We start from the raw sequence: 25,029 nt of genomic DNA, 5'->3' as shown, positions 1-25,029 counted from the left end.
GGGGGGGGGGCCCCCCCCCCCCGCCGGGGGGCGCCCCCCCGCCCCCCGCCCCCGGGCGGCGGGCGGCGTCCTCACGGGCGGCCTGCTCCGGGTGCCGGCCGCGCCAGTACGGGTTGTCGTGCGGCAGCCCGCCGGTGACCCTCCCGTACATCCCGAACGTCAGGATCAGCAGCCCCATCACGAAGCTGAAGATCACGTTGGACATCCCGAAGCCCAGAATGTTCACGCCCTTGTCCAGGACGAAGATGTGACCGAACCCGCTGAGCAGGAAGAGCGTGCCGACCGTCATGTTCACCATCGACGCGAGGTTCCCGCCGACCACCGCCCCGGCGATCAGCGCCAGGCCGACGACGACGGAGATCAAACTGAGGAGGCCGTTCGTCGACAGGCCGGCCACCTGAGCCCCGCTCGTCTCGAAGAATCCCAGCCGGTGGGTGAAGCCGAGGACGCCGAAGACCAGCAGGATGACTCCGCACAGCCCGGCCCCGATCCGGTACACGGTCGCGAGCCGGTGGTCCACAGGGAGTTCGTCACTCAGTTTCATGGCCGTCTCCTGTCGGTGGCAGAACCGAGAACCCTTGCGGGCCGCCGAGGCGGAGCTCTCCGCGACGGAGCGCCGGATGCGCGGTGGCGCGCGCAGGGCGTTCCTCTTCACTGTGCCGAGCGGCGGGCCGGTCCGCTCGGCGGTCCGGACGCGGCCGGCCGGGTCTCTCCGTCCCCTCCGCTCCACCGCGGGCCCGCCGCCCCGCTGATTGCCGGGCGGCCGGGCGGCGAGGCGCCGGACACCGTGCGCCGTTCCTCCGTCGTACGGTGGGCCGAACGGGCGATGCCGGTCCCCACGCTCACCGGAGGGGCTGCCGGGGCCCGCCCGCCCCCTCAGCGCAGGAAGTCCGCCAGCCCCGTCAGCAGGCGCTCGACGTCGTCCGTGTCGTTGTACGCGCAGAGCCCCACGCGCAGCCCGCCGTCGTCGCCGAGGCCCAGGTGCCGGGAGGCCTCCAGGGCGTAGAAGGAACCGGCCGGGGCGTGGACGCCGGAGCGGGCGAGGAAGCGGTACGCGTCCGAGGCGTCCCGGCCCTCGAAGGTGAGCAGCAGCGTGGGCGTCCGGTCGGCCGCCCGGGAGTGCACCGTCACCCCGCCCAGCTCGCCCAGCGCCTTCTCGGCCACCTCCAGCAGGGCCCCCTCGTGGGCGCCGATCGCCGCGTAGGCCGACCGCAGCCGCTCCCGCCGCCCGCCCGCCGCTCCCCGTGGACCCAGCTCCGCGATGAAGTCGACGGCGGCACGGGTGGCGGCCAGCACCTCGTACGGGAGGGTGCCGAGCTCGAAGCGCTCGGGTACGGCGTCGCCGGAGGGCACCAGCTTGTCGGGCCGCAGGGTCTCCAGCAGCTCCGGCCGGGCGGCGAGCACGCCGTGGTGGGGGCCGAAGAACTTGTACGGCGAGCAGACGAAGAAGTCGGCGCCGAGCCGTTCCACATCGACGAAGTCGTGGGCCGTCAGGTGCACCCCGTCGACATGGAACAGCGCACCGGCCCGGTGGACCAGCTCCGCCATCGCGGCGACATCGGGCCGGGTGCCGATCAGGTTGGAGGCCCCGGTCACCGCGACCAGCCGGGTGCGGTCGGTCAGCAGCGCGCCGACGGCCTCCGTGGGCAGCTCCCCGGTGGCCGGGTCGAACTCCGCCCAGCGCACCACGGCACCGGCCCGTCCGGCCGCCTGTATCCAGGGGCGGATGTTGGCGTCGTGGTCCAGCCGGCTGACCACCACCTCGTCGCCCGGCGCCCAACTCCTGGACAGCACACGGGAGATGTCGTACGTGAGCTGGGTCGAGCTGCGCCCGAAGACGATCCCGGCCGGGTCCGCGCCCAGCAGATCGGCCAGCGCTGCTCTGAAGTCGTGGACGATCGTCTCCGCGTGGATCTCCCCGGGCAGCGCGGCGCCCCGGATCGACAGGGGCCGGCTCAGCGCCTCGGTGAAGGCGGCGATGACGGGCTCCGGTGTCTGGGTGCCGCCGGGTCCGTCGAAGTGAGCCGTACCGGCCCGGAGGGCGGGAAACTGCGCGCGCACGGTGCTGATGTCGTAACTCAAGGAGACTCCCTCGCTCGTGGGCGCTTCGGGCCGGGTCCCGGCCGTGGCGCCGACCGTCCGTCGCGGCCCCGTCCGGGGCGGACGGCCGGCGCCGATCATCGCAGGGTCCCCGCCCGTGAAAGAAGACCTCGCGCCGACCGGTACGCGGGCGCACAACTCCGGCCGGGAATGCGCCGCCGCGTGCGCACGCGCGTCGGGGCGCATCTGTATGCGCCCGTCGCGCGACCCAGGGATGATCCTATGAAGGAATTCCTCGCACAAATTAACTAGCCCAGCCCGTGTGCAGGGCTTCCCGCATTCCCTCCACCTCGGAAAGTGTCTTTGCGGGCGACGCACGGTGAACGCCCGTGATGGGCCTGCCAATTCGGCGTCGAGGCCATGGTTAAAGCCGTGGGAATCGGAAATGAATGACCCTGGGCCGATGGAGCTGGGGGGCATCGGTTCGCACCATGGCCCGTTTGTCGGGGTCAGGTGACCGGAATCGATCGGTGGATGGGCAGCTGCTCGCGCCCCGGGGTGCACACCAACCCCTGGGGCGCCCTTGAACTGCACCGATGCGGTGTTCTCTCCTGGATCACATCTCTTGTGGAGGGTCGCGGATGGACGAGTGCGAACGGTCCGCCGATGGCGAGATCGATTCGGTTGGCTATTCGGACAGAGGGAAGAGCGCGGCCGGAATCTCTCCGGCCTCCGTCCTTCGCGCGACCGCCTATCCGGTCCTCTTGCTGGCCGTTGTCGTCGTAGGCGCTTCCGCATTGGTCCTGCGCTGGGATCCGGCCATCGTGAGCCCGCTTTTTCTCGTCGGGACCCTCACGTATCTGGCCATCCTCGAACAGCTGATTCCCCATGACCGGAGCTGGCATCCCGGAAAGGACGAGTGGCGCTGGTACGGCATCTACTTTCTGCTGACCATGGCCGGAAGCGCATTGGCGCAACTTCTGGTCACGGCCGCGGTGGGATGGATCTCACCCGACGAGCGGGGCCACCACCTCTGGGCCGAGATCCCGGGCGCCCTGCTGGCCGGATCGCTCGTCAGCTACCTGGTGCACCGGCTCGGCCACACCAGCGCCCTCCTGTGGCGGCTGCACGGGGTCCACCACGTGCCGCAGAAGGTCAACGTCGCCAACAACGGTGTCAACCACGTCCTGGACATCGTGCTCGCCCAGAGCCTCGTCCAGCTGACCCTGGCCCTGGCCGGATTCTCCCGCTCGGCCGTGCTGGTGACCGGGCTCTTCGTCGTCGCCCAGGGCTATTTCGTCCACGCCAACATCGACGTCCGCATCGGCCGGTTCAACCACGTGCTGGCCAGCCCCGAACAGCACCGCCTGCACCACAGCACCGACCTGTCCGAAGCCGGCCACTACGGCTCCGACCTCTCGTGCTGGGACCACCTCTTCGGCAGCTTCACCTGGCGCCCCGGCCGCGAACCCGCCGCCGTCGGCCTCCACGACCCGGCCTCCTTCCCCGGCACCGGGGAGATCCTCGCCGGCCTCCTGCACCCCTGGCGGCCACGGCCGGGACCCGCACCCGAAACCGACTGACCGCACACTGCACCGCACCTTGCCGTAGCCATCTCCCGCCCTACCGCAACGACTTGAGGAGTTCGACATGGCCGACGCGAACGACGCGAACACCCGCGCGTTACGCCAGAAGGTGGCGATCATCGGCATGGGCTGCCGCCTCCCCGGCGGCGCCTCGGACCACCGGACGTTCTGGCGGAACCTGATGGCGGGCAAGGACTGCATCACGCCCACACCGCCCGACCGCTACGACGTGAGCACACTCGGCAGCCGGTTCCGGGACAAACCCGGGCGGCTCGTCGGCGGACGCGGCGGATACATCGACGGCTTCGACGAGTTCGACCCCGCGTTCTTCGGCATCAGCCCCCGCGAGGCCGACCACATGGACCCCCAGCAGCGGAAACTGCTGGAGGTGGCCTGGGAGACGCTGGAGGACGGCGGCCAGCGCCCCGTCGACCTGGCCGGCGACAACGTCGCCGTCTACGTCGGCGCGTTCACCCTGGACTACAAGATCCTCCAATTCGCCGACCTGGGCTTCACCTCACTGGCCGCGCACACCGCCACCGGCACCATGATGACGATGGTGTCGAACCGCATCTCCTACTGCTTCGACTTCCGCGGCCCCAGCCTCTCCATCGACACCGCGTGCAGCTCCTCCCTGGTCGCCGTCCACCTCGCCTGCCAGGCCCTGAGCAGGGGGGAGACCGACCTCGCCCTCGCCGGCGGCACCTTGCTGAACCTGGCCCCGCAGTACACCATCGCCGAGACGAAGGGCGGCTTCCTGTCGCCCGAGGGCCGCTCCCGTACGTTCGACGCCGCGGCCGACGGCTACGTACGGGCCGAGGGCGTCGGCCTGGTCGCGCTCAAGCGGCTGGAGGACGCCGTCCGCGACGGGGACCGGATCCACGCCGTGATCCTCGGCAGCGGGGTCAACCAGGACGGCCACACCAACGGCATCACCGTGCCCAACCCCGACGCGCAGGTCTCCCTCATCCGCCGCGTCTGCGCCGAGGCGGGCATCGCGCCCGGCGAACTCCAGTACATGGAGGCGCACGGCACCTCCACCCCGGTCGGCGACCCGATCGAGGCGGGAGCCCTGGCCCGCGCCCTGGCCGTCGGACGGAAGCCGGGCGCCCGCGCGTACGTCGGCTCCGTCAAGACCAACATCGGGCACACCGAGTCCGCCGCGGGGATCGCCGGGCTGATCAAGACCGTCCTGTGCCTCAAGCACGGGCACATCCCGCCCCACATCAACCTGGAGCGGCTCAACCCCGCCATCGACCAGGCGGCGCTGCCGTACGAGATCCCCACCCGGCCCACCCCCTGGCCCGAGCACGACGGGCCGGCGCGGGCCGGTGTGAACTCCTTCGGATTCGGCGGCACCAACGCCCACGTCGTCCTGGAGGAGGCCCCGCCGCTCCCGCAGGACGGCGACGACGCGGCCCCTCCCGCCGAACGGGCCTGGAGCATCCTGCCGCTGAGCGCCCGGCACCCGGACGCCCTGCCGGAGCTGGCCGCCGGCATCCGCGGCGAACTGGCCGGCGCCCACGGCCCGGCCGTGGCGCTGCCCGACCTCGGCCACACCCTGGCCCACCGCCGCCAGCACCTCCCGCACCGGCTCTGTGTCGTCCACTCCTCACGCGCCTCCCTCGACGAGGCGCTCGCCGCCCTCCAGCGGGGCGAGACGCACCCCCGGGTCGTGCAGGACCGCCGACGGGACGCCGAAGAGCGGCGCCTGGTCTGGGTCTTCACCGGCATGGGGCCCCAGTGGTGGGGGATGGGCCGCCAACTCCTGCGCGATGAACCGGTGTTCCGCGACGCGGTCACCGCATGCGACCGCGCGATCCAGGAGTTCGCCGACTGGTCGCTGATCGAGGAGCTGACCGCCGACGAATCCGCCTCGCGCATGGGCGAGACCTGGCTCGCGCAGCCCGCCAACTTCGCCCTCCAGGTCGGCCTCGCCGCCCTGTGGCGGGCGTACGGCGTCAGCCCCGACGCCGTCGTCGGGCACAGCACCGGGGAGATCGCCGCCTTCTACGAGGCGGGCGTCTACTCCCTCCAGGACGCGGCCCGGATCGCGGTGCACCGCAGCCGCCTCCAGCAGACCCTGGCGGGGACCGGCACCATGCTCGCGGTGAGCCTGACGGAGGACGAGGCGGAGCGCCGGGTGCGCCCCTACCGGGACCGCGTCTCGGTGGCCGCCGTCAACAGCCCCACCTCCATCACGCTGGCCGGCCAGGCGGAGGCACTGGCCCTGCTGGCCGAGGAGTTGCGGGCCGAGCAGCTGTTCGCCAAGTTCCTCACCGTACAAGTCCCCTACCACAGCGTCGGCATGGAGCGGATCAAGGACGAACTGCTCACGGCACTGGCTCCCTTGGAGCCGCGCCCGGCCCGGCTCCCCCTCTACCTCACCGGCTCCGAAGGGGTGGCCCAGGGGGGTGAGCTGGACGCCGGCTACTGGTGGAAGAACGTACGCGACCGGGTACGGTTCCGGGCCGCCGTCGACCGCCTCGCCGGCGACGGCCACCACGTGTTCCTGGAGATCGGCCCGCACCCGGTCCTCGGCCACGCGATCCGCGAGTGCCTGGAGGCCACCGGGGCGTCCGGGCTGACCCTGCCCTCGATCCGGCGCCAGGAGGACGAGAGCGAGCGGTTCGCGCTCTCCCTCGCCTCGCTCCACAACCTGGGCGCCGACATCGACTGGGACCTCCTCCAGCCCTCCGGCCGGCCGGTCACCCTGCCCCGCCACCCGTTCCGGCGCGACAGGCACTGGACGGAGCCCCGGTCGGTCGCGCAGGTCCGCCTGGGCCACATCGACCACCCGCTCCTGGGCCGCCGCACCGACCGCACCGAACCGGCCTGGCAGGCCCGCCTGGACACCGAATCGCTGCCCTACCTTGCCGACCACCGCATCGAGGACACCGTGGTGTTCCCCGCCGCCGGCTACATCGAGATGGCGACCCAGGCCGCCCTGCGGCTCACCGGAGGCACCACCGCCGTCCTCGCCGACATCGACCTGCGCAAGGCGCTCTTCCTGCCGGACGGCGAGGACCGGACCGTGGAGGTGTCGCTCTCCCTGGAGGACGCGGCCTTCACCGTCGCGTCCGCCGCGACCGGGGACGACGGGGAGCGGACCGTCCACGCGAGCGGCATCGTCCGCACCGGGCAGCGCCGCACCCCCGGCGCCCCTCTCGACGCCGCCGCGATCCGGGCCCGTACCGTCCGCCGTCTCGACGGCCCCGACTGCTACACCGCGCTGGCCCGGCTCGGCTACCACTACGGCCCCGCCTTCCGGGCCATCGAGGAGGTCTGGATCGGCGAGGGCGAGGTCCTCGCACGGATCCGGCCGCCCCAGCCGGTCGACGCCGCCGGCCACCACCTCCACCCGGTCCTGCTCGACGCCTGCTTCCAGGCGCTGCTGACCCCGCAGCTCCTGAGGGAACCGGCACCGGGGACCGGCATCAGGCTGCCGCTCTCACTGGCCGAGGTCGCCCTCGCCCCCATCGGCGACCAGCCCCTCTGGGCGCACGCCACGGTGCGCCCCGCGGACACGGACACCACGCTCGGGGACATCGCCCTGTACGGGGACGACGGCACGCCGCTGGGCCGGATCGAGGGGTTCCGCGCCGCCGACGTGGAGAAGGCGGCGACCGCCGTCGCCCGGACCACGATCGACTCCTGGCTCGCGGAGACCGTCTGGACCGAGTGCCCGACGCCGGGCGGGGAAGAGCCGGGCGACGGCGACGGCGTGCTCCATCCGGCCGCCATAGCGGCCCGGGACCACGGCTGGCTGGTCCTCGCCGACACCCAGGGCATCGCCGACGCCTTCGCCACGCTCGCCGCATCCCGGGGCGAACGCTGCCACCTGGTCCGCCGGGGCGAGGCGTACGCCGGAGCGGGCCCGGACGGCGCCTTCACCGTGCGTCCCGGTTCCACCGCCGACCTGGAACGCCTCTTCGCCGACCTCGACCGGGACGGCGAGCCGTTCGGTGGGGCCGTCCTGCACCTGTGGAACCTGGACCGGCCCTCGCTGGCCGCCTGCGACCGGCAGGCCGTCCGCGACCACACGGGCCCGGGTTCGTACTCCCTGATCGCCCTGGCCCGGACCCTGCTCGCCCGGGGCGCCGCCGGCCGGCTGCACATCGTCACCCGAGGGGCCCAGCCCGTCCTGCCCGACGAGCCCGTCGAGCCGCTCGGGGCCCCCGCCTGGGGCATCGGCCGCGTCCTGCGCCACCAGGAACTCAGCGACCACCCGGGCAAGCTGATCGACCTCGACCCCGAGCGGCGACCGGGCCCGGAAGGGGCCCGCGCGGAGGCGGAGGCGCTCCTGCGGGAGGCACTGACCGACGACGAGGAGGAGATCGCCCTGCGCGCGGGCGTACGCCGCACCAGCCGCCTCCGCCCGGCCGACGCTCTGACCCGGCCGCTGCCGCTGCGGCTGCGGGCCGACGGGAGCTACCTGGTGACCGGCGCGTTCGGCGCACTGGGCCGGCTGCTGTGCCGCACCCTCGTCCGGCGCGGGGCCCGCAGGCTCATCCTGGTGGGGCGCACGCCGGTGCCCGGCCGCGAGAAGTGGGGCTCCACCGACCCCGACACCGCCGAAGGCCGTGCGGTGAGCCTGCTCCGTGAGCTGGAGACGCTCGGCGCCCAGGCCGTCCTGGCCCCCCTCGACATCACCGACGAGGACGCCCTGACCGGCTGGCTGGACGCCTACCGGCGCACCGGCTCCCCGCCCGTGCGCGGCGTGTTCCATCTCGCCGGGCAGGTACGCGACACCCTGGTCACCGACCTGGACCGGTCCGCCTTCGACGCCGTCCACGACCCCAAGACCATCGGCGCCTACCTCCTGCACCGGCACCTGCGGGACGAACCGCTCGATCACTTCGTCCTCTTCGCCTCCATCGCCTCCCTGCTGACCACGGCCGGCCAGACCAACTACGCCGCGGGCAACGCCTTCCTGGACGCCCTGGCCCACCACCGCCGGGCCCAGGGGCTGCCCGCGCTCAGCCTGGACTGGGGCCCCTGGGCCACCGGAATGATCGAGGAGCTCGGCCTGGTCGACCACTACCTGCACAGCCGCGGCATGAGCTCCCTGGCCCCCGACGCCGGGATGGCCGTCCTGGAACGCGTCATCGGCCAGGAACACGCCCAACTGGTCGTCGCCACCGTCGTCAACTGGCCCACCTTCCTGGCCTGGTACCCCTCCCCGCCCCCGCTCGTCACCGCCCTCGCCGAGGCCGCCGCCCCACCCACGGCCGCCACCGAGGGCAACGGCTTCCTCGACACCTTCCGTACCGCCGACGAGGAGAGGCGCCGCTCCCTGGTGGCGACACGCTTCGCCGCGCTCTGCGCCGCCGTCCTGCGCACCGGCACGGACCGCATCGACCCCGCCGAGGGCCTCGGCCAGCTCGGGCTCGACTCCCTGCTGGCCATGGAGCTGCGCGCCCGCATCCACGCCGAACTCGGCGTCGCCCTGCCCGTGGTCGCCCTGCTCAGCGGAGCCCCGGCCGGCGAGCTGGCCGCACAGCTCCACGACGGCCTCGTGGAGCTCGCCTCGGCCGGTGACCCGCACTCCACGGAGCGGGCCGTCACCCTCCACGAGGACCCCTTGTGCTACCCCCTGACCCAGAACCAGAAGGCGCTCTGGTTCCTCAAGCACCTCAACCCCGACGGTTACGCCTACAACATCGGCGGAGCCGTCGAGGTGAACGTCGCCCTCGAACCGGACCTGATGTTCGAGGCCGTCCGCCGCCTCATCGCCCGCCACCCTGCCCTGCGCACCAACTTCCTGCTGGAGGACGGGCAGGCCGTGCAGCGGGTCTCGGAGGACACCGAGCCCGATCTCGCCCTCTTCGACGTCCAGGGCGAGGAGTGGGAGACCATCCACACCACCATCGTCGCCGAGTACCGCAAGCCCTACGACCTGGCCCGCGACCCGCTGGTCCGCTTCCGCCTCTTCAAGCGCGGGCACGACCGCTGGGTCATCATGAAGGCCGTCCACCACATCGTCTCGGACGCCATCTCCACGTTCACCTTCATCGAGGAGCTCTTCCAGGTCTACGAGGCCCTGCGGCAGGGCATCGAGCCCCAACTGCCGCCCGTGGAGGCCCGCTACCTCGACTTCCTCAACCAGCAGAACGCCTTCCTGGCCGGGCGCGAGGCCGCCGGAATGCTCGACTACTGGCGCTCCCACCTCCCCACCGACGTCCCGCTGCTGGACCTCCCCGTCGACAAGCCGCGCCCGGCCGTCCAGACCCACAACGGCGCCTCCGAGTTCTTCGTGCTCGACGCCGAACTCAGCGCCCGCGTCCACGCCCTGGCCCGCGCCCACAACGTCACACCGTTCATGGTGCTGCTCAGCGCCTACTACCTCCTGCTCCACCGCTACTCCGGGCAGGACCACATCGTCGTCGGCTCCCCGGTGACGGGCCGCACCCGGCAGGACTTCGCCTCCGTCTACGGCTACTTCGTCAACCCGCTCCCGCTCCACGCCGACCTCTCCGGCGACCCCACGGTCGCCGAACTCCTGGAACAGGTCCGCCGCACCGTCCTGGGCGGCCTGGACAACCAGGAGTACCCCTTCGTCCTGCTCGTCGACGAGCTGGGCCTCCAGCACGATCCCAGCCGCTCGGCCGTGTTCCAGGCGATGTTCATCCTCCTCACCCACAAGGTCGCCACCGAGCAGTACGGCTACCGGCTGGAGTACATCGAACTGCCCGAGGAGGAAGGCCAGTTCGACATCACGCTCTCCGCGTACGAGGACGAGTCGGAGCAGCGCTTCCACTGCGTCTTCAAGTACAACACCGACCTCTTCCTCCCGCAGACCATGCGGCGCATGGCCGCGCACTACACCCGGCTGCTCGACCGGATGACCGGCGCCCCCGGCGAACGGCCCGCCTCACGGCTGGAGATGCTCGGCCCCCGCGAACGCGAACAGCTGGTGGGGGAGTGGAGCCGGCCGGCCCTGCTCGCGGCCACCACCGACCAGGACACGCCGTTCACCCCGGTCCACGACCTGATCGGCCGGGTCGCCGCCCAGCACCCCGAATCCGTGGCCGTGACCCTGCCGCTCCCGGACGGTGGCGCCCGCCGGCTCACCTACGGCGAGCTGGAGCGACGCGCCGCCGAAGGAGCCGCCCGGCTGCACGCCCTGGGCATCGGGGACGGCTCGGTGGTCGTCGTCTGCCTGGACAAGTCGCCGGAGCTGATCGTCACCCTGCTCGCCGTGCTCAAGGCCGGCGGCGCCTACCTGCCGCTGCGGCCCGGCCAGCCCGCCGACCGCGTCGCACACCTCGTCCGGACCACCGGAGCGGCCCTGGTGATCGTCGCCGACGAGACCGGACGGGAGGGGACCGCCACGCTGCCGGTCATCACCCTGACCCTCGACGCCCTGCACGCGACCGAGCCGCACCCGGACGGCCCCCGGCCGGACACGGCCCCGGACTCACCCGCGTACGTCATCACCACCTCCGGCTCCACCGGCCGCCCCAAGGCCGTCCGCGTCAGCCACCGCAACCTCGCCTCCGCGTACGGGGCGTGGCGCCAGGAGTACCGGCTGGAGACGGACGTCCGGGTGCACCTCCAGATGGCCGAACCGTCCTTCGACGTGTTCACCGGCGACCTGGTCCGCGCGCTCTGCTCGGGCGGCAACCTCGTCCTGGCCGACCGCGACCTGCTCTTCGACACCGCACGCCTGTACCGGACGATGCGTCAGGAGAGGGTCGACTGCGCGGAGTTCGTACCGGCGGTGGTGCGGGGGCTGATGGACCACTGCGAACGGGAGGGGCTGCGGCTGGACTTCCTGCGGTTGCTGGTGGTCGGCTCGGACGCCTGGAAGGTGGGGGAGTACCAGCGGCTGGGCGAGCTGTGCTCCCCGGGGACGCGGCTCGTCAACTCCTACGGCCTCACCGAGGCGACCATCGACAGCGCCTTCTTCGAAGGGCCCGTCGACGACCTGGAGCCGGGCCTCATGGTCCCGATCGGCCGCCCCCTGCCCAACAGCACCCTGCACGTCCTGGACCCCCACGGCGAACCCGTACCGCCCGGCGTCCCCGGCGAGCTCTGGATCGGCGGCGAAGGCGTCGCCCTCGGCTACGCCGGGGACCCCGGACAGACGGCGGACCGCTTCGTCACCCGTACGCTCGGCGAACAGCCCGGCGCCCGGCCCGAACGGCTCTACCGGACCGGCGACATCGCCCGCTGGGACGCCCACGGCCGCGTCCACCTGCTCGGCCGCACCGACGGCCAGGTCAAGCTGCGCGGCCACCGCATCGAGATCGGTGAGATCGAGGCCCACCTCGCCCAGTGGCCTCCGCTCGCCCGCGCCGTCGTCACCGTCACCACGGACACCGGGGGAGAGGCCGCGCTCTGCGCCTACTGCGTACCGGCACCCGGCGCCGCGCTCGACCGGCGGGCCCTGCGCCGCCACCTGGCCGGCTCACTGCCCTCGTACATGATCCCGTCGTACTTCGTCGAACTGCCGGCCCTGCCGCTCAGCCCCAACGGCAAGGTCGACACCGCCGCGCTGCCCGCACCCCGGGCCGAGACCGGCGAGCGGCCCCACGAGGAGCCCGTGACGCTCTACGAGACCAGCGTGGCCCGGCACTGGAAGACGCTGCTCGGCCTCGAACGGGTGGGCCTGGAGGACGACTTCTTCGAGGTCGGCGGCTCCTCCATCAAGCTGATCGAGCTCCTCCACCACCTGCGCACCGAGTTCGGCGTCAGCGTCCCCGTCAGCCGCCTCTACCAGGTCACCACCCTTTACGGCATGGCCGCCACCGTCCAGGAGGTCCTCCACAGCACCACCACCGACGAACTGCCCTACCTCACCTTCAACTCCGGCCAGTCCGCGCACCTCTTCTGCTTCCCGCCCGCCGGCGGCCACGGACTCGTCTACCGGGGCCTCGCCGCCCAGCTCCCGGAGTACGCCGTCATCGGCTTCAACTACCTTCCCGGCGACGACAAGGTGGCCCGCTACGCCGACCTGATCGAGGCCGCCCGTCCCCAGGGCACCTGCCTGCTCCTCGGCTACTCCCTCGGCGGCAACCTCGCCTTCGAGACCGCCAAGGAGCTGGAGCGGCGCGGACGCCGGGTGGGCCACATCGTCGTCCTCGACTCCCGCCGCCTCACGGAGAGTTACGAGCCCGGAGACGAGGGCATCCGCGCCTTCGAGGCCGAACTCGCCGACCACCTGCGCAAACACACCGGGTCCGAAGCCGTCACCCGCGAGACGCTCGCGCACGCCGCGGAGTACCTCACCTTCTGCGGACGCACCCCCAACACCGGAACGGTCGCCGCGCCGGTCAGCGTGATCACCGACGAGGAGAAGACCGCCCTGTACGCCGCGGGCGAGCACGGCACCTGGCACGGCAGCTCCACCGGCACCACCGTCGTGCTGCGCGGCTCAGGTGTCCACGCCGACATGCTCGACCCCAAACACCTCGCCCGCAACGCGGCCCTGGTGCGCAACCTGCTGACGGGAGACGCGGCCCATGGCGGATGACACCGGCCACCGGCCGCCCGACGACTGGAGCACCCCGGAGCGCACCCCGGGCACACCGCCCCGCGTCATCGTCATCGGCGCGGGCGTGGCCGGCCTCTCCACCGGCTGCTACGCCCAGATGAGCGGAGCGCGGACCCGGATCTTCGAGAAGCACGTGCTGCCCGGCGGCTGCTGCACCGCCTGGTCGCGCGACGGCTACCTCTTCGACTACTGCATCGAGTGGCTGATCGGCACCGCGCCCGGCAACGACGCCCACCAGGTGTGGCGCGAACTGGGCGCGCTGGACGGCAAGACCGTCACCAACTTCGAGCTGTTCAACAAGGTCGAGGACGAGAGCGGCCGTTCGGTCACCTTCTACAACGACCCGGACCGGCTCGAAGCCCACCTGCTGGCGATCTCACCCGCCGACGCCCCCCTGATCCGGGCCTTCACCCGCGACCTGCGACGGTTCATCGCCATCGAGCTGTACCCGTTCCTGACCGCGCCCGCCCTGCGGACCGTACGGGAGCGGGCGGCGACCCTGCGCACGGTGCTGCCGGCCTTCCGCCTCTTCTGGCGGACGGCCGCCACCCCGATGCACGTCTTCGCCGACAAGTTCCAGGACCCGTTGCTGCGCCGGGCCTTCCGCAACATCTTCTTCCAGGACCCCGAGGGCTTCCCGCTCCTGCCGTACCTGTTCAACATGGCGGCGGCGTACCACCTCAACGCCGGTTTCCCCCAAGGCGGTTCACTCGGCCTCTCGCGCTCCGTGGAGGAGCGCTACCTGGGGCTGGGCGGGCACGTCACCTACCGGGCCCGCACCGAGAAGATCCTGGTGGAGAACGACCGCGCGGTCGGCATCGAACTGCGCAACGGCAGAAGGTACTTCGCCGAGCACGTCGTCTCCGCCTGCGACGGCCACACCACCGTCCACGGGCTGCTCGACGGCCGCTACACCGGCCCTCGGATCGACAAGCTCTACACCGACCTCCTCCAGCGCCCCGGCACCCTCTTCCCGGCGGTCGTCTCCGCCTTCGTGGGTCTGCGCGGCGACTTCGACCCCGGCGAGGCCCACAGCACCACCCACCTCCTGACCGACGAGGACGGAAAGAGCCTCCCCGGCGCCCTGCAGAACAGCCTGGTCGTCCAGGCGCGCTCCCGTTACTCCGACGGCTTCGCGCCCCCGGGCCGCTCCGTCCTGCACTGCACCTACTTCAGCGACTACGCCTACTGGAAGGAGCTGCGCACCCGCGACCGCAAGGAGTACCGGATGCGCAAGCAGGAGGTCGCCGACTTCGTCCGCACCTTCCTGGAGCGCCGCTCACCGGGCATCACCGACCGCATCGACCTCGTCGACGTGGCCTCACCCGCCACCACCCACCGGTACACCGGCAACCACAACGGCTCCATCCTCGCCTGGAAGGCCTTCTCCGACGCCGACGACGTCGCCGCCCGCCTGGTCGGGCGGGACCGGATGCGGCTCCCCGGCCTCAGCGGCTTCTCCATGGCCGGGCAGTGGGTCGGCATGGGCGGCCTGATCCGCGCCGCCTCCACCGGCCGTTTCGCCGTCCAGTACCTCTGCCGCGAACTCGGCCTGGAGTTCCGGGCGTGGGAGAGCGAGACCACCGAGCCCTGGCACACCGGAAAGCTGGGACAGCTGCCCCAACTCGACCGTTGGTCAGCACGGGAGGACACCAGTTCATGACCCCATCCACGACCGGCCGGACCCCGGGCGCCCCCCGGCAGCCACGGGAATCGATGATCATCATCGGGGCCGGCCTCGGCGGCCTCTCGACCGGCTGCTACGCCCGGATGAACGGCTACCGCACCCACATCCTGGAGATGCACGAACTGCCCGGCGGCTGCTGCACCGCCTGGGAGCGCGGCGGCTTCACCCTGGACGCCTGCGTCAGCTGGCTCCTGGGCAGCGGCCCCGGCAACGAGATGCACCAGATCTGGCTGGAGCTGGGCGCGTTGCAGGGCAAGGAGATCCGCCACTTCGACGTGTTCAACATCGTGCGCGGACAAGACGGGCGGGCCGTCCACTTCTACTCCGACCCGGACCGGCTGGAGGCCCACCTCATCGAGATCTCGCCGGCCGACGCCCGTACCGTACGCAAGTTCTGCGCCCAACTGCGCACCTTCCGCAAGGCACTCGCGGTCTATCCCTTCCTCAAACCGGTCGGGCTGATGGGCCGCGTGGAGCGCTGGCGGATGCTCGCCTCGTTCCTCCCCTACTTCAACGCCGTCCGCACCACGATCACCGTCCTGATGACCGAGTTCTCCGCGAAGTTCAAGGACCCACTGCTGCGGGAGGCGTTCAACTTCATCCTGTACGAGAAGCACCCGAACTTCCCCGTCCTGCCCTTCCACTTCCAGCTCGCCTCCCACGCCAACCTCTCCGCGGGCGTCCCCGAGGGCGGCTCCCTGGGCCTCGCCCGCTCGATCGAGGCCCGCTACCGCCGGCTCGGCGGGGAGGTCTCGTACAACACGAAGGTCGAGACGGTGATCGTCGAGGACGACCGGGCGGTGGGCGTCCGGCTCAGCGACGGCAGCGAACTGCGCGCCGACATCGTGGTGTCGGCCTGCGACGGCCACACCACCACCATGAAGTTCCTGGAGGGCAAATACCTGGGCGAGGAGTACCACAGGCTCTACACCCGGACCATCCGCGAACCCGGCATGGTCTTCCCCGGCTACTTCACCCTCTTCCTCGGCCTCTCCCGCCCCTTCCCCGAAGGGGACCCCTGCACGACGTACCTGCTCGACGAGGCCACGGCGGCCGAGCTCACCGGCATCCGCCACGCCAGCATCAACGTCCAGTTCCGCAGCCGCCATTACCCCGAGCTCTCCCCGGAAGCGACCACCGTCGTCTACGCCACCTACTTCTGCGACATCGCCCCCTGGCGGGCCCTGGACGAAGGCGCCGAACAGGTCACCCGCACCCGCGGCGGCCAGGAGCTGCACACCCTGCCCGTACGCCACGGCCGCGGCTACTACGCGGCCAAACGGCGGGCACGCGAGACGCTCGTGGACTTCCTGGAGCAGCGCTTCCCGGGCATCCGCGACGCCATCGTCGTACGCGACGTCTCCAGCCCGCTCACCCAGGTCCGCTACACCGGCAACTACGACGGTACGGTGCTGGGCTGGCAGCCGTTCGTGGAGAGCGGCGAGGCCCTCGAGGAGATCGTCAAGAAGCACGGCCCGGGGCTGCCCGGCCTGGCGAACTTCTACCAGTCGGGCGTCTGGGCCACCACCGGCGGGCTGATCCGGGCGGCCGCCGCCGGGCGCCACGTCATGCAGTTCGTCTGCCGCGACGACGCCAAGCCCTTCACCGCGTCGGTCGACCTGACCGCACCCCCGCCGACCCACCGCGTCATCCCCGTACCACCCCGCCCCGCCGCGCCCCCGCCGGCCGGCGGCCGGACCACCACCGCACGGACGACAGGGAAGGCAGCGAAGAGCACATGAAGATCGAGAAATGGGTGGTCCGTGAACACGTCGAGGGTGTGCCCGACGTGGACCGCGTCTACGAGAAGGTCGTCGAGAACGTCGACGTGACCCTGGCCCCCGACGAGATGCTCCTGCGCACGCTGTACGTCTCCGTCGACCCCTACCTCCACGGCATCGCCCTCGACACCCCGATCGGGGCCCACATGGGCGCCGACTCGATCATGGAGGTGGTCGAGGCCGGACCGCGCGCCGCCCACGCCGTCGGCGATCTCGTCCAGGGCTTCGGCGGCTGGCGCTCCCACGTCGTCTCCACGGGCGAGGCCGCGCTCTGGCAGACCGGCACGTTCCCCATGGTCTTCCCGGCCTACCGCAGGCTCGACCCCCGGTGGTACGACGACGCCCTGCCGCTCCCGACCGCGCTGAGCGTGATGGGCGGCCCCGGCATGACGGCCTGGGGCACCCTCGCCAAGTACATGACGATCAGCCCCGGGGACACCCTCGTCGTCAGCGGGGCCTCCGGTGCGGTCGGCGCACTCGTCGGCCAGCTCGCCGCACAGGCCGGCGCCCGCGTCATCGGCACCACCTCCTCCCCGCGGAAGGTGGAGTACCTCCTCGGCCTCGGCTTCGACACGGTCGTCGTCTACCGGCACACCGACAGCGCCGACACCGTCCGCTCCGCGCTGACCCGGGCCGCCCCCGACGGGGTGGACCGCTACTTCGACAACCTCGGGGGCACGGTCACCGACGTGGTGTTCTCCATGCTCAACGTCGGCAGCCAGGTGGCGGTGTGCTGGCAGTGGGCGACCCAGGTCGGCAGCGAGGACACCGGCCCGCGTCTGCTGCCCTACCTGATGTTCCCGCGCGCGACCGTCCGGGGGATCTTCTCGCTGGAGTGGTTCACCGAGCAGAACTGGAAGGACCTCCACGCCCAGCTGGGCGGCCGGGTCCGGCGCGGTGAGGTCGTCTGCGACCACACCCTCCACCACGGCTTCGACAGCATCCCCGCCGCCTACGCAAGCCTCTACGGCGACCGGGCGGACCACCGGGGCAAGGTGCTGGTGGCGCTGTGAGGGCTGCCGCTGTCCCCGCACCCTTCCCACCCGTACGCCCGTCCCGGGAGGCAAGATGACCACCACCGGCCCCACCACCGACCCGTCCCTGATCCCTCTGCACTGCCTGCGCTTCGAGGAACCGGGCCCGCCCCGCCCCGCCGAACTGCCGGGCGGAGCCCCGGCCTGGCTGGTCAGCCGGCACGCCGACGTCCGCCAGGTGCTCTCCGACCCGCGCTTCGGCCGGGCCCAGCTGTACGCCGACGACGCGCCGCCCCTCTCCGACGTACCGGACCTCGTGAACAACCCCGACCTGATGTTCAACCAGGACGGCCCCGACCACCTGCGGCTGCGCCGGACCCTGAGCCGCGCGTTCACCCCGCGGGCGGTCGCCCGGTGGCGGCCGTGGATCACCGCGATCGTGGAGGAGCTCCTGGACCGGCTGGAGGAACGGCGGCAACCGGCCGACGTGGTCGAGGAGTTCACCCTGCCCCTCCCCGTGGCGGTGATCAGCCGGCTGATGGGCCTGGACGAGTCCGTCCGCGACCGGATGCGCCACTGGAGCGAGCACGCCTTCTCGGACGGCTCCCACTCCGGCAAGGAGGTGCGGTCCGTGCTGGAGGAGTTCAGCGCGTTCGGCGGGGAGCTTCTGGCGGAGCGGCGGCGCGCCCCCGGCGACGACCTGATCAGCGGCCTGGTGCGGGCCGCCGACAAGGAGGGCGGCCTCCCCGAGGCGCAGTTGGTGAGTCTGGTGTGCGGGCTCGTCGTCGGGGGCCACGACAGCACGATGACCATGCTGGGCAACGCGTTGCTCTACCTGCTCGGCGAACGGCCGGAGAGCTGGCCCCGCATCGGCGCGGACGAGGAGGCGGCCGGACGGGCCGCGGACCGGCTCATCCACCTCATCCCGCTGGGCGACGACCGGGGGACGACCCGCCGCGCGGCCACGGACGTCGAGGTCGGCGGGGTGACGATCCCGGCCGGCGCGGTCGTCCTGGCGGACTGCGGCATGGCCAACCGCGACCCGGACGTCTACCCCCGCCGCACGCTCGACGACCTGTTCGCCCCGCTGGAGGCCCCCACCCTCTCGCTGGGGGCCGGGGTCCACTACTGCCTGGGCGCCTGGCTGGCCCGTACGGAACTCCAGATCGCCCTGCACCGCCTGGCCGCCCGCTTCCCCGGCCTGCGGCTCGCGGAGCCCGCGGACGCGGTCGTCTGGCGCACCGGAACGACGTCCCGCAGCCCGCGGAGGCTCCAGGTGAGCTGGTAGACCGCTACGGCAGGTCCACCGGCTGGACCGCTTCGAGCAGGTCTCAGCGGACCTGCTCGAAGCGCGGCCCGTAGGTGCCGGGCTTGACCCGCAGCGTCTCGTACCCGCCGTCGCCCTTGTTGCCGTACTTGCTCCAGAACTGGCAGGTCAGCCCGGAGTCGGTCTCGAAGTCGACGGCGGTGGCGGCGGGGAGCTCCTCGCAGGCGAGCTTGGACGCGTCGGAGCGGCTGCCGTACTCCTTGAACAGCTGGTCGTAGACGGCCTTCGCGACCACCAGGCCCTTGAGGGGCTTGGCGTTGTAGAAGGTCATGAAGCCGCCTTCCTTGTACGAGTCGCTGATCTTGACCTCGTACGGGATGACAGCGCCTTCGTAGGTGACGTTGCAGGTGCTGACGGCACCGGCCTTCTGCGTCACCCCGTCCGGGCACTCGGCGCTGGTCTTGCCAGGCACCTTGACCCTGCTGAGAACCTGCTCCTGGAGCTTGTGCTCCACCTTCTCGGTGAAGGGGGCGCCGCTGTCCGGCTTGGGCAGGACCTTGAGCTGCGCGTCGGAAGAACTGGTGAGCACGTCCTTCTGCGGGCCGTCCACGGCGACGGGCAGCGGCGCCTCCTGCGGGGCGGCGGTCGTCTCCTCCACGGTGTCGGGCTTGGAGTCGGCGGCGGGGGTGACGGCGGTGCCGGAGGAATCCCCGGAGCCGCAGCCGACCGCGAGGATGCCGACAGCGGCCAGTCCGATGAGCTTCTTGGTGTAGTGCATAAGCGCAGCCTAAAAGTCGCCACGGAGTGCTCCCGGGCCCGTGGAAGCGGTGGCAGAGGGCTCAGCGGCCCTCAGAAAAGAGGACATTGCGGAGGGAAACATGCCACCTCACGCCGCCCCACCCGCCCCAGAGGCACCTGACGGTGGCCCAGTCGAGAAGGGCTCGTAGCGCGACTGTGACGCCGGGGCGGCGTCCGGGGGCCTGCGGAGGCGGGCGGCGCGGGCCCTCGCTCCTCCGGGGCGGCCTCAGCGGTGTCGTCAGCTCTCGGACCCGGAACTCAGCAGCCGGCCCAGGGCGTCCGGATCCTGGATGGCCGAGGCCGGCACTCCGCCGTCCACGACCAGCGTGGGCACGCCCCTGACGCCTCGCTCCCGCGCGGACCGTTCGTCCGCGCGCACGTCCTCCGCGAACTCCTTGCCCTCCAGCATCCGGCGGACCGCCGACGGTTCCAGTCCCGCCTCGGTCCCCAGCTTCTCCAGGACCTCGTGGGCGGCGATGTCGAGCCCTTCGGTGTGGTAGCCGTACAGCAGCCGCTCCAGCACCTCGTCGGCCCGCCCGTGGGCGGCGCCCAGCCGGACCAGCCGGTGTGCGTCGAAGGAGTTGACCGGCCGCGCCTTGTGCAGGTCGAGCCGGAGCCCCTCGGCCTCGCCGATCGCCTGGATGTGCCGCACCCGCGCTGCGGCCCGCTCCGGACTGCTCTGGTACTGGGCGATGACCTCGGCCGCCGTCGGGCCGGCCGTCGAGCTGCCCTCCGGATCGAGTTCCAGGCTGCGCCAGAGGACCTGCGCGTCCTCGCGTCCGGCGAGTGCGGTCGTCAGCTTCCGCTTCCCGATGTAGCACCAGGGGCACAGGATGTCGAAGTACACCTCGACCTGCATGGACGGGGTCTCCTTTCAGTCGGCGACCGGCGCGGGAGCGGCGGCGCTGTCGTCGGCGGGCGTCGAGTCCTTCCCGGCCGGCTCCCCGCCGCGCCGCCGCAGTGTGAGTGTGAGCGCGGAGAGGGCCAGCAGGAGGGGGATCAGGATGAGCGCGTGCACGTGCAGGCTGTGGGTGAACGCGGCGCGGGCGGTGTCGGCCAGCGCGGTGCCCAGCGCCTCGGGGAGCCGGTGTGCGGCCTCCAGGGCCGCGGGCAGCGTCTCACCGGCGGGACCGGCGAGCGAGGCCGGTACTCCGTCGGGCAGCCGGTCCGTCATGTAGCCGCCGTAGACGGCGGTGGCGATGCTGCCCAGGGTGGCGATGCCCAGCGCGCCGCCGAGTTCCGCTCCCGTCTCGGAGATGGCCGATGCGGCGCCGGCCCGTTCGGGCGGTGCGGCTCCCACGACCAGGCCGGTGCCCAGGGCCATGAAGGGCGTGAGGCCGGCGAAGAGGAGCAGTGAGCCGGCCACCACGAAACCGGGGCCGCCGTCGACCTGGGTGAGCATGAGAGGCCCGAGCACCGCGAAGGCGGCGCCCGCGCTCATCAGTACGGCGGGCTGGAACCGGGAGGTGAGGCCGGAGACCCACAGAGCGGCCACCGTGCCGCCCACGGCGGTCGGCAGTTGCCACAGGCCGGCCTCCAAGGGCTCGAAGCCCAGCACCAGTTGCAGGTACTGCGAGGTGAGCAGGCTCGTCCCGAAGAGGAGCATCCCGACCACGATCATGCCTCCGGCGGAGACCGCGAACGCCGGGATCCTGAAGAGGGACAGGTCGAGCAGAGGCGTGTCGAGCCGCCGTTGACGCCGTACGAAGAGCGCGCCGATGACCACACCTGCGGCGATGAAGCCCAGCGGGAGGAGCCCGACGCCGTCCGCGGCCAGGCTCTTGATCCCGTACACGACCGCGAGCGGCGCCGTCAGGGACATCGCGACGCTGATGAGGTCGAGCCGCCCGGACTCGGCCGGGCGGAACTCCGGCACCAGGAACGGGACGGTGAGGAGCAGCACCAGCATGGTCGGTACGGCGACCAGGAAGACCGAGCCCCACCAGAAGTACTGCAGGAGCACTCCGCCGACGAGCGGACCGAGCGCCCCACCGCCCATGAAGCTCATCATCCAGATGGTGATGGCGAGGGTGCGCTGCGCGGGATCGCGGAAGAGGTTGCGGATGACGGAGAGAGAGGAGGGCGCGAGAGAGGCGGCGGCGACGCCCTGGATCGCGCGCGCGGCGATGAGCATCCCGGCGCTGTCCGCGTACGCCGCGAAGATCGAGGCGCCGGTGAAGGCGATCGCCCCGACCAGCAGGATCCGGCGGTGCCCGATCCGGTCGCCGAGCGTGCCCATGGTGATCAGGGCACCGGCGACCATGAAGCCGTAGATGTCCGTGATCCACAGCAACTGGGGGCCGCTGGGGTCGAGATCGCGGCTGAGTGTCGGGAGCGCCAGGTAGAGCACCGACATGTTCATCATGACGAGGACGGCCGGAACGCCCAGGACCGCGAGCGCGGTCCATTCCTTGGCGCCTGCCCGCTCCGGCGGGACGCCGGGTCGGGTGCTCATCGGCCCGAGTCCGGCTCGCCGACGGCGAGCAGGGTCTTGCCCAGAGTGGTCCGTGCCTCGATGGCGGCGTGTGCCTCGGCCGCCGAGGCGAGCGGGAAGACCTGGCCGACGACCGGCCGCAGGACGCCGTCCGCAGCGAGCCGCAGCGCCTCACCGATGTAGGCGTGGGTCACGGCGGGGCCCGGCCCCGCGAAGAGCCCGAGGGTACGGATCTGCCGGGCGGCGAGGTCGTCCTCGTCGAGTTCGGCGTCCGCGCCGCTCGCCATGCCGTAGAGGCTGATGCGTCCGCCGGTGCCCAGGGCGCCCGCCGCCGCGGTGCCGATCGCTCCGCCCACTCCGTCGAAGACGACGTCGAGATCGCCGCCGGCCGTCTCCCGGACCTGGCGGAGCCACTGCTCCTGGGAGTAGTCGACGAAGGCGGCGCCGAGTGAGACGACGAGTTCGGCCTTGCGCTCGCCGCGCGCGGCGCCGATGACGCGGGCGCCGGAGTGTACGGCCAACTGGACCAGGAGGCTCCCGACACCGCCGGCGGCAGCCTCCACGAGGACCTTCTCGCCGGGCTTGATCTCCGCCTGCCGGAACAGCAGGAGTGCCGTGCGGCCGTCGGCCAGCAGCGCGACCGCGTCCTTGAGGTCGAGGCCGGGCGGAACCGGCACCACCTCGTCGGCCCGGGCGAGGGCGCGTTCGGCGTAGCCGCCCTCACCGCCGGTCGTGGTGACCACGGTCGTGCCGACCAGGGAGGGGTCCGCGCCCGGTCCCACGGCGACGACGCGGCCACCCACGCCGTTGCCCGGTACACGGGGGAGCGAGGGACGGCCGAAGGGTCCGTTGCCCGAGCGCACCTGCGTCTCGACGAAGGTGACGCTCGCGTACGCCACGTCGACGAGTAACTGACCGGGGCCCGGCACCGGATCCTCGACACATCGAGCCCGCAGGACCTCCGGTCCTCCGAACTCCTCCATCACCACGGACAGCACGACGCCCCCAAACGGATAGATTCACTTCGTTTGAAACGTATAACGGAGCGATTCGCTTCGCAAGTGGCTACAGTGGGTTCATGGCCCGACGAGCTCCCCGATACGCAGAAGCCGAACGCAACGACCGCGCCCTCCTGGAGGCCGCCAGGAAGACCCTCGCCGCGGACGGCGCCCATGCGTCCGTGGCGGCGATCGCGGCCCGCGCGGGCGTCGGCATCGCCAGCCTCTACCGGCGGTACCGCACCAAGGACGAGCTGTTCCAGCACCTGTGCGCGCTGTCGCTCGGGCAGTGGATCCAGGCGGCGGAGGAGGGGCTCGCCCGCGAGGACGCCTGGGAGGGGCTCGTCCACTACGTCACCGCCGCCATCGAGTTCAGCGCCGGCGCGCTCGGACCGCTGGCCGGCACGATCGAGGTCACCGACGAGATGGCCGAGAAGTTCACCAGGTCCGACGAGCTGACGCGGGCCCTGGTGGAGCGGGCCCACGAGGCCGGGGTGCTGCGGGCGGACGCCACGACCGTGGACATCTCCCTGCTCGTCGAGCAGCTCGGCAAGTCCTCGCTGGTCGAGCAGTTCGAGGGGCAGGGCAGGACCGACCTCGCCGAGGCGGCGGCCAACGCCCGCCACCGCGTCATCGCCATCGCGCTGGACGGCCTGCGGGCCGGCCACGGCCCCCTGCCGGGCAGCCCTCCCGGCCCAGGCCTCCTCGCGGAACGCTGGTAGGAGGGCGGGGTCGGACCGCGCGTGCGGCCGGGCGGGTCTCCGTGTTGCGGGGGAGTCCGGGTGTGCCCGCCCCTCAGGTGGGTTCGCGGGTGACCGTCCACGTTCACACCCGTGCCTGCTGCCGTCGAGGGGGTGACCGCGGCAGGTTCGGCCGACTGGAGATCCGCGGCTATGGTGCCGGGCTGCTCCGGCTACTCAGATCCTTGTTCCGGTGGGCAGCGTGAGTCCTGAGAAACTTGGGGGAAGCTGCCTGGACGTGCGACTCGTTGTAAAGTGTGAAAACAGCCCTTGACCTGCAAGAACGCAGGCAGGGAGCCTACTTGTGGGAGTACCTCGATGATCCGTACCATGTTCAAGTCCAAGATCCACCGGGCCACCGTCACCCAGGCCGACCTGCACTACGTCGGTTCCGTGACCATTGACGCCGACCTGATGGACGCCGCCGACCTGCTGCCCGGCGAGCTGGTCCATATCGTTGACATCGACAACGGCGCCCGCCTGGAGACGTACGTCATCGAGGGCGAGCGCGGCTCCGGTGTCATCGGGATCAACGGCGCCGCCGCGCACCTCGTGCACCCCGGCGACCTGGTCATCCTGATCAGCTACGCCCAGGTCGAGGACGCGGAGGCCCGTGCGCTCACCCCGAAGGTCGTCCACGTCGACGCGGACAACCGGATCGTGGCGCTCGGCACCGACGCCTCGGCGCCGGTGCCCGGGACCCGTACGGAGCGGAGCCCGCAGGCGGTCGTCGCGGGCGGCTGAGCCGATGCGTCGGTGCCCCGCGGAAACGACTCCACGGAACGAGGAGAGCTGAAGCCCATGGCGGAGAACACTGCTGTAGAGATCAGCGACGACCGGGAACGCGGCACGCTGAGGGCCTACGAGGACGGGGAGGCCGCCGGGACGATCGCGTACTTCGTCATGGAGCCCGCTCCGGGCGCGCTCGTGGCCGTCCACACGGTCGTCCGGCCCGAGTACGAGGGCAAGGGCATCGCCGGAGCGCTCGTCCGGAGGTTCTACGCCATCGCGGCTCAGGAGGGTGTCCCCGTCGTGCCCCTGTGCCCGTACGCGGCGAAGTGGGCACAGCGCCACCCGGACGAGGCGCCCGATGCTCCGGAGGAGCTCGTCCGGGAGGCGGAGCGGCAGCTGCGGAACCATCCCGAGCTGTTCTGACCCGCGCTCTTGCGACGCACCCGCGCGTCGGCGGGCGCCCGGATTCCCCGGGAGCCCGCCGACACCTGTG

15 protein-coding genes are annotated in these 25,029 nt (G+C 72.0%); 9 read left to right on the top strand and 6 right to left on the bottom strand.

Features of this window, described 5'->3' with window-relative positions; all coding sequences use genetic code 11:
• On the bottom strand, positions 1-544 hold a 544-nt coding region (locus AB0917_RS24580), incomplete at its 3' end, for a DUF4383 domain-containing protein (RefSeq protein ID WP_366821815.1).
• A gap of 332 nt (positions 545-876) precedes the next feature.
• Positions 877-2,082 (bottom strand): cysteine desulfurase-like protein, encoded by a 1,206-nt coding sequence (locus AB0917_RS24575; protein WP_366821814.1) that lies wholly within the window; start codon positions 2,080-2,082, stop codon positions 877-879.
• A gap of 599 nt (positions 2,083-2,681) precedes the next feature.
• On the opposite strand from AB0917_RS24575, the gene AB0917_RS24570 reads away from it, so the two are divergent.
• The 6 genes from AB0917_RS24570 to AB0917_RS24545 all read left to right on the top strand — a co-directional run bounded on the left by AB0917_RS24570 (position 2,682) and on the right by AB0917_RS24545 (position 18,855).
• Complete coding sequence (locus AB0917_RS24570) at positions 2,682-3,623, top strand: sterol desaturase family protein (protein ID WP_366821812.1); 942 nt, start codon at positions 2,682-2,684, stop codon at positions 3,621-3,623.
• A gap of 67 nt (positions 3,624-3,690) precedes the next feature.
• On the top strand, positions 3,691-13,104 hold the full coding sequence (locus tag AB0917_RS24565; RefSeq protein WP_366821811.1) for an amino acid adenylation domain-containing protein: 9,414 nt from the start codon (positions 3,691-3,693) through the stop codon (positions 13,102-13,104).
• Entirely contained in the window at positions 13,094-14,788 is a 1,695-nt protein-coding gene (locus AB0917_RS24560) for an NAD(P)/FAD-dependent oxidoreductase (RefSeq protein ID WP_366821810.1), read from the top strand. The genes AB0917_RS24565 and AB0917_RS24560 overlap by 11 nt, the downstream gene beginning before the upstream one ends.
• Positions 14,785-16,554 carry an NAD(P)/FAD-dependent oxidoreductase gene (locus AB0917_RS24555; protein ID WP_366821808.1) on the top strand — a complete coding sequence of 590 codons (1,770 nt, stop codon included), beginning with the start codon at positions 14,785-14,787 and terminating at the stop codon, positions 16,552-16,554. The genes AB0917_RS24560 and AB0917_RS24555 overlap by 4 nt, the downstream gene beginning before the upstream one ends.
• Complete coding sequence (locus AB0917_RS24550; RefSeq protein ID WP_366821807.1) at positions 16,551-17,606, top strand: NADP-dependent oxidoreductase; 1,056 nt, start codon at positions 16,551-16,553, stop codon at positions 17,604-17,606. The genes AB0917_RS24555 and AB0917_RS24550 overlap by 4 nt, the downstream gene beginning before the upstream one ends.
• A gap of 55 nt (positions 17,607-17,661) precedes the next feature.
• Positions 17,662-18,855, top strand: a complete 1,194-nt coding sequence (locus tag AB0917_RS24545; protein ID WP_366821806.1) for a cytochrome P450 — start codon at positions 17,662-17,664, stop codon at positions 18,853-18,855.
• Positions 18,856-18,898: 43 nt separating this feature from the next.
• Here AB0917_RS24545 and AB0917_RS24540 read toward each other — a convergent pair whose 3' ends face one another.
• The 4 genes from AB0917_RS24540 to AB0917_RS24525 all read right to left on the bottom strand — a co-directional run bounded on the left by AB0917_RS24540 (position 18,899) and on the right by AB0917_RS24525 (position 23,064).
• Positions 18,899-19,612: a hypothetical protein gene (locus tag AB0917_RS24540; RefSeq protein ID WP_366821805.1), complete on the bottom strand. Its 714-nt coding sequence runs from the start codon at positions 19,610-19,612 to the stop codon at positions 18,899-18,901.
• Between the two features lie 258 nt (positions 19,613-19,870).
• Positions 19,871-20,491 carry a DsbA family oxidoreductase gene (locus AB0917_RS24535; protein ID WP_366821804.1) on the bottom strand — a complete coding sequence of 207 codons (621 nt, stop codon included), beginning with the start codon at positions 20,489-20,491 and terminating at the stop codon, positions 19,871-19,873.
• Between the two features lie 15 nt (positions 20,492-20,506).
• Positions 20,507-22,087, bottom strand: coding sequence for an MFS transporter (locus AB0917_RS24530; protein ID WP_366821803.1), 1,581 nt, complete (start codon positions 22,085-22,087; stop codon positions 20,507-20,509).
• On the bottom strand, positions 22,084-23,064 hold the full coding sequence (locus tag AB0917_RS24525) for a zinc-binding dehydrogenase (RefSeq protein ID WP_366821802.1): 981 nt from the start codon (positions 23,062-23,064) through the stop codon (positions 22,084-22,086). Before AB0917_RS24525 ends, AB0917_RS24530 begins: the two co-directional genes overlap by 4 nt.
• A gap of 80 nt (positions 23,065-23,144) precedes the next feature.
• Between AB0917_RS24525 and AB0917_RS24520 the strand changes: the two genes are divergently transcribed.
• The 3 genes from AB0917_RS24520 (at position 23,145) to AB0917_RS24510 (ending at position 24,959) form a co-directional block, all read left to right on the top strand.
• The gene (locus AB0917_RS24520; protein WP_366821801.1) at positions 23,145-23,786 is read left to right on the top strand and encodes a TetR family transcriptional regulator; all 642 of its coding nucleotides are present in this window, start codon (positions 23,145-23,147) and stop codon (positions 23,784-23,786) included.
• Between the two features lie 336 nt (positions 23,787-24,122).
• Positions 24,123-24,548, top strand: coding sequence for an aspartate 1-decarboxylase (panD, locus tag AB0917_RS24515; protein ID WP_366821799.1), 426 nt, complete (start codon positions 24,123-24,125; stop codon positions 24,546-24,548).
• Positions 24,549-24,605: 57 nt separating this feature from the next.
• Positions 24,606-24,959 carry a GNAT family N-acetyltransferase gene (locus tag AB0917_RS24510; RefSeq protein WP_366821797.1) on the top strand — a complete coding sequence of 118 codons (354 nt, stop codon included), beginning with the start codon at positions 24,606-24,608 and terminating at the stop codon, positions 24,957-24,959.
• Positions 24,960-25,029: the final 70 nt, after the last annotated feature.

The organism is Streptomyces sp. NPDC007346 (assembly GCF_040703535.1).
GTDB lineage: Bacteria > Actinomycetota > Actinomycetes > Streptomycetales > Streptomycetaceae > Streptomyces.
This window is presented reverse-complemented; position numbering and strand designations above follow the sequence as displayed.

What these genes read in the sequence shown, in the direction of transcription:
- panD (WP_366821799.1), top strand. Translation starts at nt 24,123, where the DNA reads ATGATCCGTACCATGTTCAAGTCCAAGATCCACCGGGCCACCGTCACC.
- AB0917_RS24510 (WP_366821797.1), top strand. Translation starts at nt 24,606, where the DNA reads ATGGCGGAGAACACTGCTGTAGAGATCAGCGACGACCGGGAACGCGGC.
- AB0917_RS24555 (WP_366821808.1), top strand. Translation starts at nt 14,785, where the DNA reads ATGACCCCATCCACGACCGGCCGGACCCCGGGCGCCCCCCGGCAGCCA.
- AB0917_RS24560 (WP_366821810.1), top strand. Translation starts at nt 13,094, where the DNA reads ATGGCGGATGACACCGGCCACCGGCCGCCCGACGACTGGAGCACCCCG.
- AB0917_RS24570 (WP_366821812.1), top strand. Translation starts at nt 2,682, where the DNA reads ATGGACGAGTGCGAACGGTCCGCCGATGGCGAGATCGATTCGGTTGGC.
- AB0917_RS24545 (WP_366821806.1), top strand. Translation starts at nt 17,662, where the DNA reads ATGACCACCACCGGCCCCACCACCGACCCGTCCCTGATCCCTCTGCAC.
- AB0917_RS24540 (WP_366821805.1), bottom strand. Translation starts at nt 19,612, where the DNA reads ATGCACTACACCAAGAAGCTCATCGGACTGGCCGCTGTCGGCATCCTC.
- AB0917_RS24565 (WP_366821811.1), top strand. Translation starts at nt 3,691, where the DNA reads ATGGCCGACGCGAACGACGCGAACACCCGCGCGTTACGCCAGAAGGTG.
- AB0917_RS24550 (WP_366821807.1), top strand. Translation starts at nt 16,551, where the DNA reads ATGAAGATCGAGAAATGGGTGGTCCGTGAACACGTCGAGGGTGTGCCC.
- AB0917_RS24530 (WP_366821803.1), bottom strand. Translation starts at nt 22,087, where the DNA reads ATGAGCACCCGACCCGGCGTCCCGCCGGAGCGGGCAGGCGCCAAGGAA.
- AB0917_RS24520 (WP_366821801.1), top strand. Translation starts at nt 23,145, where the DNA reads ATGGCCCGACGAGCTCCCCGATACGCAGAAGCCGAACGCAACGACCGC.
- AB0917_RS24535 (WP_366821804.1), bottom strand. Translation starts at nt 20,491, where the DNA reads ATGCAGGTCGAGGTGTACTTCGACATCCTGTGCCCCTGGTGCTACATC.